Annotated in this window: 16 protein-coding genes; 9 read left to right on the forward strand and 7 right to left on the reverse strand. The window is 73.8% G+C overall.

What is annotated here, in order from left to right:
• Position 1: 1 nt before the first annotated feature.
• The 6 genes from IG63_RS0116565 to IG63_RS0116595 form a co-directional block, all read right to left on the reverse strand.
• Positions 2–355: a hypothetical protein gene (locus IG63_RS0116565; protein ID WP_157210246.1), complete on the reverse strand. Its 354-nt coding sequence runs from the start codon at positions 353–355 to the stop codon at positions 2–4.
• 263 nt (positions 356–618) lie between these two features.
• The gene (locus tag IG63_RS22800) at positions 619–768 is read right to left on the reverse strand and encodes a hypothetical protein (protein WP_157210247.1); all 150 of its coding nucleotides are present in this window, start codon (positions 766–768) and stop codon (positions 619–621) included.
• 68 nt (positions 769–836) lie between these two features.
• Positions 837–1,277, reverse strand: a complete 441-nt coding sequence (locus tag IG63_RS0116580) for a Fur family transcriptional regulator (RefSeq protein WP_036195960.1) — start codon at positions 1,275–1,277, stop codon at positions 837–839.
• Positions 1,264–2,262, reverse strand: coding sequence for a metal ABC transporter permease (locus IG63_RS0116585; protein ID WP_030485468.1), 999 nt, complete (start codon positions 2,260–2,262; stop codon positions 1,264–1,266). Before IG63_RS0116585 ends, IG63_RS0116580 begins: the two co-directional genes overlap by 14 nt.
• A gap of 1 nt (position 2,263) precedes the next feature.
• On the reverse strand, positions 2,264–3,046 hold the full coding sequence (locus IG63_RS0116590; RefSeq protein ID WP_030485469.1) for a metal ABC transporter ATP-binding protein: 783 nt from the start codon (positions 3,044–3,046) through the stop codon (positions 2,264–2,266).
• Positions 3,047–3,062: 16 nt separating this feature from the next.
• Positions 3,063–4,085 carry a metal ABC transporter substrate-binding protein gene (locus IG63_RS0116595; RefSeq protein WP_030485470.1) on the reverse strand — a complete coding sequence of 341 codons (1,023 nt, stop codon included), beginning with the start codon at positions 4,083–4,085 and terminating at the stop codon, positions 3,063–3,065.
• Positions 4,086–4,159: 74 nt separating this feature from the next.
• On the opposite strand from IG63_RS0116595, the gene IG63_RS0116600 reads away from it, so the two are divergent.
• The 5 genes from IG63_RS0116600 to IG63_RS21740 all read left to right on the forward strand — a co-directional run bounded on the left by IG63_RS0116600 (position 4,160) and on the right by IG63_RS21740 (position 8,915).
• Positions 4,160–4,471, forward strand: coding sequence for an antibiotic biosynthesis monooxygenase family protein (locus IG63_RS0116600; RefSeq protein WP_030485471.1), 312 nt, complete (start codon positions 4,160–4,162; stop codon positions 4,469–4,471).
• 80 nt (positions 4,472–4,551) lie between these two features.
• A complete protein-coding gene (locus IG63_RS0116605) occupies positions 4,552–5,949 on the forward strand; it encodes a glycine--tRNA ligase (RefSeq protein WP_030485472.1) in 1,398 nt (465 codons plus the stop codon).
• Between the two features lie 49 nt (positions 5,950–5,998).
• A complete protein-coding gene (locus IG63_RS0116610; RefSeq protein WP_030485473.1) occupies positions 5,999–6,658 on the forward strand; it encodes a hypothetical protein in 660 nt (219 codons plus the stop codon).
• Positions 6,659–6,700: 42 nt separating this feature from the next.
• The gene (gene dusB, locus IG63_RS0116615; RefSeq protein ID WP_281174308.1) at positions 6,701–7,825 is read left to right on the forward strand and encodes a tRNA dihydrouridine synthase DusB; all 1,125 of its coding nucleotides are present in this window, start codon (positions 6,701–6,703) and stop codon (positions 7,823–7,825) included.
• Positions 7,826–8,042: 217 nt separating this feature from the next.
• On the forward strand, positions 8,043–8,915 hold the full coding sequence (locus IG63_RS21740; RefSeq protein ID WP_051707030.1) for a VldE C-terminal domain-containing protein: 873 nt from the start codon (positions 8,043–8,045) through the stop codon (positions 8,913–8,915).
• Positions 8,916–8,966: 51 nt separating this feature from the next.
• Here IG63_RS21740 and IG63_RS0116625 read toward each other — a convergent pair whose 3' ends face one another.
• Positions 8,967–9,578 carry a TIGR03085 family metal-binding protein gene (locus IG63_RS0116625; protein WP_211249364.1) on the reverse strand — a complete coding sequence of 204 codons (612 nt, stop codon included), beginning with the start codon at positions 9,576–9,578 and terminating at the stop codon, positions 8,967–8,969.
• Positions 9,579–9,653: 75 nt separating this feature from the next.
• Between IG63_RS0116625 and IG63_RS0116630 the strand changes: the two genes are divergently transcribed.
• Genes IG63_RS0116630 through IG63_RS0116645 form a run of 4 tightly spaced genes read left to right on the forward strand, consistent with a single transcriptional unit; the run spans position 9,654 to position 14,155 of the window.
• On the forward strand, positions 9,654–11,438 hold the full coding sequence (locus IG63_RS0116630) for an ABC transporter ATP-binding protein (protein WP_245604475.1): 1,785 nt from the start codon (positions 9,654–9,656) through the stop codon (positions 11,436–11,438).
• Entirely contained in the window at positions 11,435–13,258 is a 1,824-nt protein-coding gene (locus IG63_RS0116635) for an ABC transporter ATP-binding protein (protein WP_030485478.1), read from the forward strand. The genes IG63_RS0116630 and IG63_RS0116635 overlap by 4 nt, the downstream gene beginning before the upstream one ends.
• Positions 13,259–13,269: 11 nt before the next feature.
• Positions 13,270–13,611: a phosphoribosyl-AMP cyclohydrolase gene (hisI, locus tag IG63_RS0116640; RefSeq protein ID WP_211249365.1), complete on the forward strand. Its 342-nt coding sequence runs from the start codon at positions 13,270–13,272 to the stop codon at positions 13,609–13,611.
• A complete protein-coding gene (locus IG63_RS0116645) occupies positions 13,604–14,155 on the forward strand; it encodes a Trp biosynthesis-associated membrane protein (protein ID WP_051707032.1) in 552 nt (183 codons plus the stop codon). The genes hisI and IG63_RS0116645 overlap by 8 nt, the downstream gene beginning before the upstream one ends.
• Position 14,156: the final 1 nt, after the last annotated feature.

Below are 14,156 nucleotides of genomic sequence, written 5' to 3' on the forward strand. Positions count from 1 at the left end.
CTCACCGCACGCAGCCACCCGTGCCGCTGACTGCGGCCAGGCCGTCGTCCGGGAAGACCGTCACCCCCATGGTGACGTTGTCGCGGCGCAGCTGCAGGTCGGTGTCGCCGCGGAGCCGGACGGTCCATCCGTCGGCCTCGTAGGCGGGAGCCACGTCGTCGCGCAGTCGTGTCGAGGCATCGCCCGGCACCTTCACCCGGACGGTGTAGATCAGGTCCTTGCCCGAGTCGCTGTCTCCGGGCACGCAGTCGGTGATCGTGTCCTGGCGCACCTCGGGCTCGGTGCCCACCTGCGCGGCGAGCTCGTCGATGAGGCTGCGCGCCTCGTCGGCCACCTGCTCGATGTCACGGTCCACGTTGTCCTGGTCACTCGCGCATGCCGCGGTCAGCATGACCACCGACAGCACGGCTCCTGCCACGCTTCGTCTCACTCGACGTCTCGCTCGACCGGCACTCGCCGGGACGGTCCCCATCCGGTCCGCACCGAGGTGACCCCGCCTTCGTGGACGTCGTGCTCGTGGACGGGCTCACGATAGAGCGTCGCCTCGTCGCCGTTGAGCACGCCAGCATGTTGTGCCCAGCGTCCGAGCGCACCTCGCAGACGCCGCCGTGCGGACGGTCAGCCCTGTGCGTCGTGCTGCAGCAGGGCCCAGGTCGTCTCGGGGGTCTCCGGGCCGGGGGCGAAGGGCTCAGGAGGTACGGCGTGCACGGCGGTGCAGGTCGCCGGGTCGACGGCGGGTGGGAGGACGGTCCAGCGACCTTCGCTCATGGGGCACCTCCTGGCAGGTCTCCAGGGTAGGCGCGTGGCGGGCCTGCGGCCAGCGTTCTCGCGGCGCCTCAGCGACCGGCGCAGGCGCGGCAGGTGCCGAAGAGCTCGAGGGTGTGGGAGACGTCGGTGTAGCCGTGCTCGCCGGCGATCGCGCTGGTCCAGCGCTCCACCGTGGGGCCCTCGACCTCCACCGTCGCGCCGCACGAGCGGCACACCAGGTGGTGGTGGTGGGTGCCGCTGCAGCGGCGGTAGATGCTCTCGCCGGTCTCGGTGCGCAGCGAGTCGATCTCGTCGGCGTCGGCGAGGGTCTGCAGGGTCCGGTAGACCGTCGAGAGGCCCACGGACTCACCCCGGTCGCGCAGCAGCGCGTGGATCTCCTGGGCGCTGCGGAAGTCGTCGAAGGCCTCGAGCGCGGCGGCGACGGCGCGTCGCTGCCTGGTGGGGCGGACGGCGGTTGCGCCCGGTCCGTGCTCGGACACGGACCCAGGGACGCGGTCAGTGCTCGTCATAGTGCTCTCCGTGGACGGCGTGGCGGTGGCCGTCGTGAACATAGTCGACGTGGTCGCCGTGGGGCACGGCGGCGTGGCCGCACTCCGGACCGTGCGCATGGGGGTGCTCTCCGGCGTGCTCGGGCAGCGGGCCGTCGTCGACGTCGGGGAAGGGCGCGTGCACCCGCGCCCGGTGGCGCAGCCAGAGGCCCACCGGCCACGTGGCGGCGAAGCCGGCGAGCGCCAGCAGCACGATCGCCGGGCCGGGGGCCACGGTCGCGCGGTCGGAGAGCAGGGCCGAGGCCGTGAGGCCGCCGACGGAGGCGGCGGTGCCCAGCAGCATCGCGGCGAGGAGCGTGGTGCGGAAGGAGCGGGTCAGCTGCTGCGCCGTGGCCACCGGCACCACCATCAGCGCCGAGACGAGCAGCAGGCCGACGGTGCGCATCGCCACGGTCACCGTGACCGCGGCCAGCACCGCGACCAGCACGTTGTAGGCCCGCACCCGCAGTCCCGCGACCCGGGCGAAGTCCTGGTCGTGGGCCAGCGCGAAGAGCTGGGGGGAGAGGCCGACCGCGCAGACCACCACCACCGTGGCGAGCGCCATCGTCAGCAGCACGTCGCCGATCGAGAGCGTCGTGATGGCCCCGAAGAGGAACTCCTGCAGTCGCGACGCGCTCTGCCCGCCGAGACCGGTGAGCAGCACGCCACCGGCGAGGCCGCCGTAGAAGAGCAGCGCGAGCGCGACGTCGCCGTTGGTGTGGCCGCGCTCGCGGATGACCTCGATGAGCACGGCGCCGAGGGTCGCCACGGCGACGGCGGTCCAGGTCGGGGAGGTGCCGGTGAGCAGGCCGAGGGCGACGCCGGTGACCGCGACGTGGCCGATGCCGTCGCCCATCAGGGCCATGCGGCGCTGGACGAGGAAGGTGCCGATCGCCGGGGCGGCGAGCCCGGTGAAGAGCGCGGCCAGGAGCGCGCGCTGCATGAAGGCGTAGGAGAAGAGGTCCATCTCAGGGGTGCTCCAGCGGCGAGGCCACGTGGGGCGTGTGGTCGTGGTGGTGGTCGGCCGGCTCGTGGTGGGGCCCGTGGTGGTGGGCGTGCTGGGGGTCGAGGTCGAGCGGTGGCGCGCCGTCGTGCACGACGCGGCCGTCGCGCAGCACCACGGCGCGGTCGACCAGTGGCCGCAGCGGGCCGAGCTCGTGGGCGACGAGCACCAGGGTCGCGCCGCGCCGCTTCAGCACCCCGAGGGCGTCGGCGAGCGCGAGCTGGTTGGCGGCGTCGACGCCGGCGGTGGGCTCGTCGAGGAAGAAGAGGTCGGGCTCGCCCGCCAGGGCGCGCGCGATGAGCACGCGCTGCTGCTGGCCGCCGGAGAGGTGCGAGACGCCGTCGTGGCGGCGGTGGGCGAGGCCGACGGTGTCGAGGGCGTCGTCGATGGCGCGCCGGTCGGCGCGGCCGAGGGGCCGGAGCAGCCGGCGCCGGGTGAGCCGGCCGGAGGCGACCACCTCCCACACCGAGGCGGGCACCCCGGACGCCGCGCTGGCCCGCTGCGGCACGAAGCCGACGCGCTTCCAGTCGTGGAAGGCGCTCAGCGGGGTGCCGAGCAGGTGCACCTCGCCGCTGGTGAGGGGGAGCAGTCCCGTCATGGCCTTGACCATCGTGGACTTGCCCGAGCCGTTGGGTCCGAGCACCGCCACCAGCTCGCCGGGGGCGACGGCGACGTCGACGGCGCGCAGGACGGGCCGGCCGCCGATGGCGACCGACCCGCCCCGCATCGCGACGGCCGGGGTGCTCACGACCACGTGGCGGCGGTCATCGGCAGCCGTTGGCCTGGGCGAGGGCCTCGAGGTTGGCGCGCATCAGAGAAACGTAGTCCTCGTCCGCGGTCTCGTCACTGAGGCCCTCGATCGGGTCGAGCACGGCGGTCTCCACGCCGGCGTCGGAGGCGAGCGACTCGGCGAGGCGCGCGCTGACCAGGCGCTCGGAGAAGACGGTGGTGATGCCCTCGTCCTCGATCAGGTCCTGCAGCCGGGCCAGGTCGGACGGCGTGGGCTCGGCGCCGGGGGAGAGGCCGTTGATCGCCTCGAGCTCCAGGCCGTACTTGTCGAGGTAGCCGAAGGCGTCGTGCGAGACCACGACGGTGTCGCGCTCGCAGGAGGCCAGCGTCTCGGCGTACGCCGCGTCGAGCTCCTCCAGCTCCGCGCGCAGGTCGGCGGCGTTGGCGGCGTACTCGTCGGCGTGGTCGGGGTCGACGTCCGCGAGGCGCTCGGCGACCGCGTCGCCGAGGTCGGCCATCCGGGCCGGGTCCTGCCAGAAGTGGGGGTCGACGTCGCCGTGGTCGTGGTCGTCCTCGGCGTGGCCCTCGTCGGCGTGCTCCTCCTCGGCGTGCTCGTCCTCGTGGGCGTGCTCCTCCCCGGTGTGCTCGTCCTCGGTGTGCTCGTCCTCGGCGTGGTCGTCCTCGAGGGGGCGCAGGTCGACGACCTCGGTGGCGTCGAGCGTCTCGCCGGTGGCGTTCTGCTCGACGCTGTCGTCCACGGCGGGCTGGAAGCCGGACTCGTAGACGAGCAGGTCGGCCTCGGCGATCTCGGCGGTCTGGCGCGGCGCCAGCTCGAGGTCGTGCGGCTCGCCGCCGGGCTGGGTCAGGCTGGCGACGTCGGCGCGCTCGCCCGCGACCTGCTGCGCGACGTACTGCAGCGGGTAGAACGACGCGACCACCCGCAGGTCGCCGCCGGCCTCGGTGGCGCCGGCGGCGTCGTCGGAGAAGGCGGCGCAGCCACTGGTGACGGTCAGGAGGGTGCTGGTCGCCAGGGCGGCGAGGACGCGGGTGGTGGGCATGACAACGATTCTCAAGGTAGGTGAGAATCGTTGTCAAATTGGCGCGATCACCGCCGCGGCCTAGGGTCCTGCACGTGCTCGTCGTGACCCGCTACCGCGTCCCGGAGACCGAGGCCGAGCAGTTCCGCGACGAGCTGCGCGAGGCCCACGAGGTGCTGGCCGCCCAGCGCGGCTACGAGGACGGGCGGGTCGGGCGCAACGTCGACGACCCCACGCTGTGGACGATGGTCACCTGGTGGCGCGACGTCGGCAGCTACCGGCGCGCGCTCTCGTCGTACGACGTGAAGCTGCGGGCGGTGCCGCTGCTCGGCCGGGCTCTCGACGAGCCCTCGGCCTACGAGGGGCTCGACGGCGACCTCAACCGCGACCTGCCCCGGGTCACCTGAGCCGACGGCCGCCCGCTCGCTAGGGTTGGCGCTCGTGTCCGCAGCCAGCGGGCACGGACCCGACACCCAGGAGCCTCCTCGTGGCCAAGCCGCCTCCCTCGACCGTCGACCACGTCGTCTCCCTCGCCAAGCGGCGCGGGTTCGTCTTCCCGTGCGGTGAGATCTACGGCGGCACCCGCTCGGCGTGGGACTACGGCCCGCTCGGCGTCGAGCTCAAGGACAACATCAAGCGCCAGTGGTGGCGCCAGACGGTCCAGGCGCGCGAGGACGTCGTCGGCCTCGACTCCAGCGTGATCCTCCCGCGCGAGACCTGGGAGGCCTCCGGCCACGTCGCGACCTTCAGCGACCCGCTGACCGAGTGCCAGTCGTGCCACAAGCGCTTCCGGGCCGACCACCTCCAGGAGGAGGTCGCGGAGAAGAAGGGGCTCGCGAGCCCCGACGACGTCGACCTCGCCGAGCTGGCCTGCCCCAACTGCGGCGTCCGCGGCGCGTGGACCGAGCCCCGGCAGTTCTCCGGGCTGCTGAAGACCTACCTCGGCGTGGTCGAGGACGAGTCGGGGCTGCACTACCTGCGGCCCGAGACCGCGCAGGGCATCTTCCTGAACTTCGCCAACGTCGTGACCAGCGCGCGCCGCAAGCCGCCCTTCGGCATCGCCCAGATCGGCAAGAGCTTCCGCAACGAGATCACGCCGGGCAACTTCATCTTCCGCACCCGCGAGTTCGAGCAGATGGAGATGGAGTTCTTCGTCAAGCCGGGCGAGGACGACGAGTGGCACCAGTACTGGATCGACGAGCGCACCCGCTGGTACGTCGACCTCGGCATCGACAAGGACAACCTGCGGCACTTCGAGCACCCGCAGGAGAAGCTCTCCCACTACTCCAAGCGCACCGTCGACATCGAGTACCGCTTCAAGTTCGCGGGGTCGGAGTGGGGCGAGCTCGAGGGCATCGCCAACCGCACCGACTTCGACCTCAAGACCCACTCCGAGCACTCCGGCACCGACCTGTCGTACTTCGACCAGGCCGCCGGCGAGCGCTACCTGCCCTACGTCATCGAGCCGGCGGCCGGCCTCTCGCGCAGCCTGATGACCTTCCTGGTCGACGCCTACACCGAGGACGAGGCGCCCAACACCAAGGGCGGGGTCGACAAGCGCACCGTGCTCAAGCTCGACCCGCGCCTGGCGCCGGTCAAGGTCGCCGTGCTGCCGCTCTCCCGCAACGAGGCGCTCACCCCCAAGGCCCGCGACCTGGCCACCGAGCTGCGCCGGCTGTGGAACGTCGAGTTCGACGACGCCGGCGCGATCGGTCGCCGCTACCGCCGCCAGGACGAGATCGGGACGCCGTACTGCGTCACCGTCGACTTCGACACCGTCGAGGACGGCGCCGTCACGGTGCGCGAGCGTGACTCGATGAGCCAGGAGCGGATCAGCATCGAGGGCCTGCGCACCTGGCTCGCGGAGCGCCTCGTCGGCTGCTGAGCCCGCGTTTCGCCCCACCGAGGAGCAGCGGGACGGGCATGATGTCGGCGTGCTCGCCCGTCGCCCGCCCCGCTCCGTGCTCGCGGCCCTCCTCGCCGTCGCGCTGCTGCTCGTCCTCGGCGCCTGCGGCGGCGACGACGGGGCTGACGGGGCCGACGGGGCCGACGGGACCGACGACACCTCGGCGTCGGCCTCGCCGAGCAGGGCCCTGCCCACCGGCGACGTCGAGGTGCCCGACGACGTCGAGCTGACCCCCGCCGGCGCCGACCTCGACTTCGGCGACACCGCCACCGTCGCCTACCAGGTCGGCGACGCCGGGTCGGTCGTCGAGCTCACCGTGGTCGCCGCGCAGACCGCCCGGATCCGCGACCTCGCGGCCTACCAGCTCGACCGGGCCACGCGCCGGTCCACCCCGTACTACGTGCGGGTCCGGGTGGCCAACGTCGGCACCGGGCAGCTCGGGCGCCGGGCGGTGCCGCTCTTCGCCGTCGACGGCCGCGACACCCTGGTGCAGCCGTCGACCTTCACCACGCCCTTCGAGCGCTGCCCCTCCCGCCCGCTGCCGCGCCGCTTCGGTCCCGGCGCCGAGACCACCACGTGCCTGGTCTACCTGCTGCCCGACCGCGGCTCGCTCGAGGCGCTCAGCTACCGACCGCTGCAGAGCTTCGAGCCGATCACGTGGTCCGGCGAGGTCCGTCCGCCTCGCTGACGCCGTCGCGGCGCGTGCCCGGACGTGCGTGACAATGGGCCGGTGACGTTGCAGCTGGGCTCCCTCGAGGTGCCGGTGCCGGTGGTGCTGGCACCGATGGCCGGCATCACCAACGCGGCGTACCGGCGGCTCTGCGCCGAGCAGGGCGCGGGCCTCTACGTCTGCGAGATGATCACCAGCCGCGGGCTGGTCGAGGGTGACGAGACCACCCGCCGCATGCTCGTCTTCGACGAGCGCGAGACGGTCCGCTCCGTGCAGCTCTACGGCACCGACCCGGCGTACGTCGGCAAGGCCACCGAGATCCTGTGCACCGAGTACGGCGTGGCGCACGTCGACCTCAACTTCGGCTGCCCGGTCCCCAAGGTCACCCGCAAGGGTGGCGGTGCGGCGCTGCCGTGGAAGCGCCGGCTGCTGGCCGAGGTGCTCGACGCCGCGGTCACGGCGGGCGCGCGGCACGGCGTGCCGGTGACGATGAAGACGCGCAAGGGCATCGACGAGGACCACCTGACCTACCTCGACGCCGGACGCATCGCGCAGGAGGCGGGCTGCGCCGCGATCGCGCTGCACGGGCGCACGGCGCTGCAGGGCTACTCCGGCACCGCCGACTGGGACGCCATCGCCCGGCTGGTCGACCACGTCGACATCCCGGTGCTCGGCAACGGCGACATCTGGGAGGCCGCCGACGCGCTGCGCATGGTCGAGCAGACCGGCGTCGCCGGCGTGGTCGTCGGGCGCGGCTGCCTCGGCCGTCCCTGGCTCTTCCGCGACCTCGCGGCCGCCTTCCGCGGGGAGCAGGTCGCGACCCTGCCGACGCTGGGCGAGGTGCGCGAGATGATGCGCCGCCACGCCGAGCTGCTGGTCGAGCACATGGGGGAGGAGCGCGGCTGCAAGGAGTTCCGCAAGCACGTCACCTGGTACCTCAAGGGCTTCCCCGCCGGGGGCGACCTGCGGCGCGCGCTGGCGCTGGTGAGCACCCTGGCGGAGCTCGACGAGCGGCTCGCGCAGCTCGACCCGACGGCGCCCTTCCCCGTCGTCGAGCTCGGTACGCCGCGCGGTCGCCAGGGTGGCCCCCGGCGCAGCGTGGCGCTGCCCGAGGGATGGCTCGACGACACCGACGGCACCGCGTGCGTGGTGCGCGAGGACGCGTCCGAGACCAGTGGCGGCTGACCCGCAGGGGGTCGTCGAGCGCCGTGTGGGCTTCCCCACAGGTCGGGGCCGGGGTCGCCGTCGCGCGCCGGGATGTGGCACAGTCGACGGCTGGTCGGAGAGCCGCTCGCGCACCGTGGGTGCGCGACCGCCGTCCTCCACCCGGTCTCGGGGGTTTCCGGGTGAGGATCGACAGGCTCCGCCGACCGCGCCCTGACCCCGACGACAGGACCGATCCGTGCCCCGAGGCCGCCGCTCCCTGAGACTCGCCCTGCCCAGCTCCACCCGTGCCCGCGTCGCCGGCGCCACCGGCGCGGTCGCGCTGACCGCGACCGCCGTCGGCATCGGCGTCCTCGCCCCGGCGCCCGCCTCGTCACCCGCCTCGTCGAGCCCGGCGCCGCAGGCCCAGGGCTCGCTGGCCGACGCGGCCGCCGTCGCCGAGCTGGCCGACGAGGAGCGCAGCATCGGCACCTCCCGCTCGGTGGTGCGCCGTCCGGCGCTGGAGCCGCGGGTGCCCAAGGTCGAGAAGAAGCTGTGGACGACCGCGCCGCTGAAGCTGCGGGTGCAGCCCCGCGAGGAGACCCGCAGCCGCGGCACCTTCCCCGACGACGAGCGCATCGGCGTGACCGGTGAGCGCAAGAACGGCTTCGCCCAGGTCGTCGTCGACGGCCAGGCCCGCTGGGTCACCGCCGACTACCTCAGCAAGGAGAAGCAGGTGGAGCCCGAGGTGCCGGAGACCGGCGCCGCGGCCGGCGTCAACACCGCTCCCTGCGCCAACGGCGCCGTCGCCTCCGGCGGCCTGCAGCCGCGCGCGCAGACGGTGATGAACGCCGTGTGCAACGCCTTCCCCGACATCACGACCTACGGCGGCGCCGCCGGCCGCGGCGAGCACGGCACCGGTCTGGCGATCGACATCATGGTCTCCGGTGCCCGGGGCGAGCAGGTCAAGCAGTTCCTCTACGCCAACGCCTCCCAGTTCGGGCTCTCCAACATCATCTACGCGCAGACCATCTGGTCGGCGCAGCGCGGCGGCGAGGGCTTCCGGGGCATGGAGAACAGGGGCTCGAGCACGGCCAACCACTTCGACCACGTGCACGTGCTCGTCGGCTGAGTCCACGCCTGAGTCCACGGCTGACCCCGCGGGGGAGCGCGCGGTCGGCCGCTAGCCGCTCGTGCGCTCCGCGCGGTGCTGGTCGCGGCCGAAGACGGCGAGCACCAGCTCCGCCGGCTCCCCGCGCAGCGCGACGGGGTCGCCCGCGCCGCCGGCGCGCAGCGTCGTACGCCGCTCCTGGCCGTGGTGGTCGCGCGGCCAGACGATCTCGAGCGGGCCGTCGAAGCTCGCCCGGGCCACGGCCCGGCCCGCGGCGGCGATCGCCTTCCACAAGGTGGCCTGCTCCCGGTCGGTGAGCTCGCGCGGCTCCCACCCGGGCTGCGCGCGGCGGACGTCCTCGTGGTGCACGAAGAGCTCCAGGGTGTTGACGCGCCGGTCGACCGGCGCCGGCCGCAGGGGCGACCACACCGGGGGTCCCGTGCGCACGCGCTCGACCAGCGACGTGAAGTCCTGGCGGGCGAGCTTGCGCGACTTGCGCTCCAGCAGCCCCGCCGCCGGGGGTAGCACGATGCCGACCGACGCGACGGGGTCGCGCTCGCGCACGAGCAGGTGCACCACCAGGTCCTTGGTGCTCCACCCCGCGCACAGCGTGGGGGCGTCGGGGCCCACCTCGAGCGCGGAGTTGCACAGCGCGGCGCGCTCCGTGCGCGACATCGGCTCCATGGCTCGCAGACTAGCCGCGGCCCGGCGGCACCGGTTTCCGGAATGTCGGACGACCTGCCTAGGGTTGCTGTCGTTGTGCTGAGACGACCATCCACCCCCCGCGGCTCGAGCGTCACGGCGGGCTTCCGCGTGCTGGGGGTGGCGATCCGGCGCGAGCCGTGGGTCTTCACCCTCTCCACGCTCGGCAGCGTGCTCTTCGGCGCGCTCACCGTCGCCGACGCCTGGGTGCTGGGCTGGGCCACCGACGAGGTGCTGCTCCCGGCCTTCGACACCGGCACCACCACGACCGGGGCGATGGTCGCGATCTTCGCGCTCTTCGTCGCCGTGGCCATCCTGCGGGCGGTCGGCATCGTCGCCCGGCGGCTCGGCGCCGGCATCATGCAGTACCGCGTGATGGCGGCCTACCGGCGCGAGGTGACCCGGCAGTACCTCTCGCTGCCGATGGAGTGGCACGGCCGGCACCCGACGGGGGAGCTGCTCTCCAACGCCAACTCCGACGTCGAGGCCGCCTGGGCGCCGATCGCGCCGCTCCCGATGGCCGTCGGCACGCTCGCCATGATGCTCATCGCGGTGGGGCAGATGCTGCTGACCGACGTCGTCATGGCCGTGGTCGGGCTGCTCGTCTTCCCGGCGGTGATGCTCGCCAACCTGGTCTTCCAGCGGCTCTCCTCGCCGATCGTGACCCGCGTCCAGGCCCTGCGCGCCGAGCTCAGCGAGGTCGCCCACGAGTCCTTCGACGGCGCGATGGTCGTCAAGACGCTGGGCCGCGAGCAGCAGGAGACCGACCGCTTCGGGGCCAAGGCTCGCGAGCTGCGCGACGAGGCGATCCGGGCCGGGCGCATCCGCGCGGCCTTCGACCCCCTCCTGGAGAGCCTGCCCAACCTGGGCGTGCTGGCGGTGCTCGGCGTCGGGGTCGCCCGCGTGGGCTCCGGCGACGCGGCCGCGGGCGACGTCGTCGTGGTCGCCTACCTGCTCACGATCGTGGCCTTCCCGATCCGCTCGATCGGCTGGCTGCTGGGCGAGTTCCCCCGCTCGGTGGTCGGCTACGACCGCGTGCACCGGGTCCTCGACGAGACCAGCCGCACCTCCTACGGCGAGCGCCGGCTCCGCGGCGGCGACGACGGCGCCCGGCTGGAGGTCGACGCGCTCGGCTTCGGCTACACGCCGGCCCACCGCGTGCTCGACGGCCTGCGCTTCGACCTCGAGCCCGGCCGCACGGTGGCGGTGGTCGGGGCCACGGCGAGCGGCAAGAGCACGCTGACGACGCTGGTGACCCGCATGGTCGACCCCGCCGAGGGTGCGGTGCGCCTCGACGGCGAGGACCTCCGCGGGCTGGCCCCGGGCGAGCTCGCCCGCCAGGTGGCCCTGGTGCCGCAGAGCGCCTTCCTCTTCGACGACACCGTGCGCGGCAACCTCACGCTCGGGTCCGACGTCCCCGACGCCGAGGTCTGGGAGGCGCTGCGGGCCGCCCAGGCCGACGGCTTCGTGGCCGCGCTGCCGCACGGCCTCGACAGCAAGCTCGGGGAGCGCGGCACCTCCCTCTCCGGCGGGCAGCGGCAGCGCATCTCGCTGGCCCGCGCGCTGCTGCGCCGTCCACGCCTGCTGGTGCTCGACGACGCCACGTCGGCGGTCGACCCCGAGGTCGAGGCGCGCATCCTCGAGGCGATCCGCGCCGACGAGCGTGCGGTGACGATGCTGCTCATCGCCTACCGCAAGGCCACGATCGCGCTGGCCGACGAGGTGCTCTTCCTCGAGGGCGGCCGCATCGTCGACCGCGGCACCCACGCCGAGCTGGTCGCGCGCAACCCGGCGTACGCCGTGCTGGTCAACGCCTACGACACCGAGGAGGTCGCCCCGTGAGCGAGACCTCCGTCACGGCGTCCGGCACCTCCGTCGACACCGGCCAGGAGATCGGCGCCTGGGACACCATCCGCCGCGGGGTGCGCCACTCGCCCGAGTTGGCCGAGGGCTTCCGCACCACGGTGCTGCTGGCGCTGCTCGGCACCGCCGGGCGCGTCGTCGTCCCGATCGCCGTGCAGCAGACCCTCGATCGGGGGATCGACACCTCGGGCGCGATCGACCGCGGCTTCGTCGTCCAGATGGCCGCACTCGCCGCCCTCGCCATCCTCGTCACCGGGCTGTCGTCCTACCTGATGACCTCGCGGCTCTTCACCGCGGCCGAGCGCGGCCTGGCCACGCTGCGCACCAAGGCCTTCCGGCACGTGCACGACCTGCCCCTCCTGACGCAGAGCACCGAGCGTCGGGGCGCGCTGGTCTCGCGGGTCACCAGCGACGTCGACCAGGTCAGCCAGTTCCTGGTCTTCGGCGGCATCATCGGCATCGTCAGCGTCGGCCAGCTGCTCGTCGCCACCGTGGTGATGCTCTTCTACAGCTGGCAGCTGACGCTCGTGGTGTGGCTGGCCTTCGCCCCGCTCTTCATCTCGCTTCGCTACTTCCAGCGCCGGCTCTCCGAGGCCTACGGGCGGGTGCGGCAGTCGGTCGGCACCATGCTCTCGGCCGTCTCCGAGCCGGTCGTCGGCGCGCTGACCGTGCGCACCTACGCCATCGAGGAGCGCACCCAGGCACGCATCGACGAATCGATCGAGGCCAACCGGGCGGCCGCCACGCAGGCGCAGGGCCTCACCGCCTTCTCGTTCTCCCTCGGCGGCCTCTCCGGCGGCCTGGCCAACGCCGGCGTGCTCATCGTCGGCATCCAGCTCGGCCTCGACGGCGGCATCACCGCCGGCCAGGTGGTCGCCTTCGCCTTCCTGGTCACTCTCTTCGTCGGTCCCGTGCAGATGGGCACCCAGGTGCTCACCGACGCGCAGAACGCCATCGTCAGCTGGCGCCGCGTGCTCGGCATCCTCGAGACCCCCGCCGACCTCGACGACCCCGGTCCCGGCGGACGCGAGCTGCCGCGCGGACCGGTCGAGGTTGCCTTCGAGGGCGTCGACTTCGGCTACCCGGGAGGTCCACTGGTGCTCCGCTCGGTCGAGGAGCGCATCGCGCCGGGCAGCCGGGTCGCGGTCGTCGGCGAGACCGGGTCGGGCAAGACCACCTTCGCCAAGCTGCTCACGCGGCTGATGGACCCCACGGCGGGGCGGGTGCTCCTCGACGGTCTCGACTTGCGCGAGATCTCCTTCGCCTCGCTGCGCCGCCGCGTGGTGCTGGTGCCGCAGGAGGGCTTCCTCTTCGACTCCACGCTGCTGGCCAACGCGCGCTACGGCGACCTCGACGCCACGCGCGACCAGGTGCACGCCGCCGCGCTCGAGCTGGGGCTGGGCGACTGGCTCGACGGGCTGCCGCTCGGGCTCGACACGCCGGTCGGCCAGCGCGGCGAGTCGCTCTCGGCGGGGGAGCGGCAGCTGGTGGCCCTGCTGCGCGCCCACCTCGCCGACCCCGACCTGCTGGTGCTCGACGAGGCCACCAGCGCGGTCGACCCCGCCCTGGAGATGCGCATCGGCCGCGCGCTGGAGCGGCTGATGTCGGGTCGCACCAGCGTCACCATCGCCCACCGGCTCTCCACCGCCGAGCAGGCCGACGAGGTGATCGTCTTCGACCGGGGCCGGGTCGTGCAGCGCGGGCCCCACGCTTCGCTGGTCCAGCAGCGCACCGACGCCGACGAGCCGTCGGTCTACGCCCGGCTGCACGCGTCGTGGGTGGCGCAGCAGGCGCTGTGATACTTGGTCGGGTGAGCTCCCTGGACCCTGCCGTCGCCGCCCGGCTCAAGCGCACCGCCGACGGGCTGGTGCCCGCCGTCGTCCAGCAGCACGACACCGGCGAGGTGCTGATGCTCGGGTGGATGGACGACGAGGCGCTGCACCGCACGCTGACCACCGGCCGCGGCACCTACTGGTCGCGCTCGCGCCAGGAGTACTGGGTCAAGGGCGAGACCTCCGGCCACACCCAGCGCGTGGTGGAGGTGCGGCTCGACTGCGACGGCGACACCGTGCTGCTCAAGGTCGACCAGACCGGCCCGGCCTGCCACACCGGGGCCGCCACCTGCTTCGACGCCGACCTGCTGCATGGCTGAGCCCCGGCGCTCGCGCAGCGGCTTCGGCCCGGTCGTGCTGGCGGGGCTGGTGACGGCCGGTCTCGCCACGCTCGCCGCCACGCGCCCCTGGTACGACGTCGGCCGCGGCACCACGCTGCCGGGCATGGGCGCCGACCTGGAGCAGACCTACCCGGCCGCCTCCGCGGTCAGCCTGGTGCTGCTGGCCGCCTGGGGGGTGCTGCTCGTCACCCGGGGTCGGGTGCGCCGGGTCTTCGCGGTGGTCGCGGTGCTGGCAGGTGTCGGCCTGGTCGCGACGGCGGTCGCGGCCGCCACCGACCGGCCCGACGGCGACCCCGCGCTGACCGGGTGGTTCTGGGTGGGCGCTGCGACGGCCGTGCTCGCGGTCGTGCCCGCCGTGCTGGCCGTGCGGCTGGTGCCGGGCTGGCCCGAGATGGGCAGCCGGTACGACGCGCCGGCGGCCGAGGCGCCGCCGCGCACCACCGGCGAGCCGATGGAGGAGCGCGAGCTGTGGCGCGCGCTCGACGAGGGGCACGACCCGACCGAGCCCGAGCGCGACCGCTAGC

Origin of the sequence: Nocardioides aequoreus (assembly GCF_000720335.1) — a bacterium.
Taxonomy (GTDB): domain Bacteria; phylum Actinomycetota; class Actinomycetes; order Propionibacteriales; family Nocardioidaceae; genus Marmoricola; species Marmoricola aequoreus.

What these genes read in the sequence shown, in the direction of transcription:
- IG63_RS22800 (WP_157210247.1), bottom strand. Translation starts at nt 768, where the DNA reads ATGAGCGAAGGTCGCTGGACCGTCCTCCCACCCGCCGTCGACCCGGCG.
- IG63_RS0116580 (WP_036195960.1), bottom strand. Translation starts at nt 1,277, where the DNA reads ATGACGAGCACTGACCGCGTCCCTGGGTCCGTGTCCGAGCACGGACCG.
- IG63_RS0116585 (WP_030485468.1), bottom strand. Translation starts at nt 2,262, where the DNA reads ATGGACCTCTTCTCCTACGCCTTCATGCAGCGCGCGCTCCTGGCCGCG.
- IG63_RS0116595 (WP_030485470.1), bottom strand. Translation starts at nt 4,085, where the DNA reads ATGCCCACCACCCGCGTCCTCGCCGCCCTGGCGACCAGCACCCTCCTG.
- IG63_RS0116625 (WP_211249364.1), bottom strand. Translation starts at nt 9,578, where the DNA reads ATGGAGCCGATGTCGCGCACGGAGCGCGCCGCGCTGTGCAACTCCGCG.
- IG63_RS0116645 (WP_051707032.1), top strand. Translation starts at nt 13,604, where the DNA reads ATGGCTGAGCCCCGGCGCTCGCGCAGCGGCTTCGGCCCGGTCGTGCTG.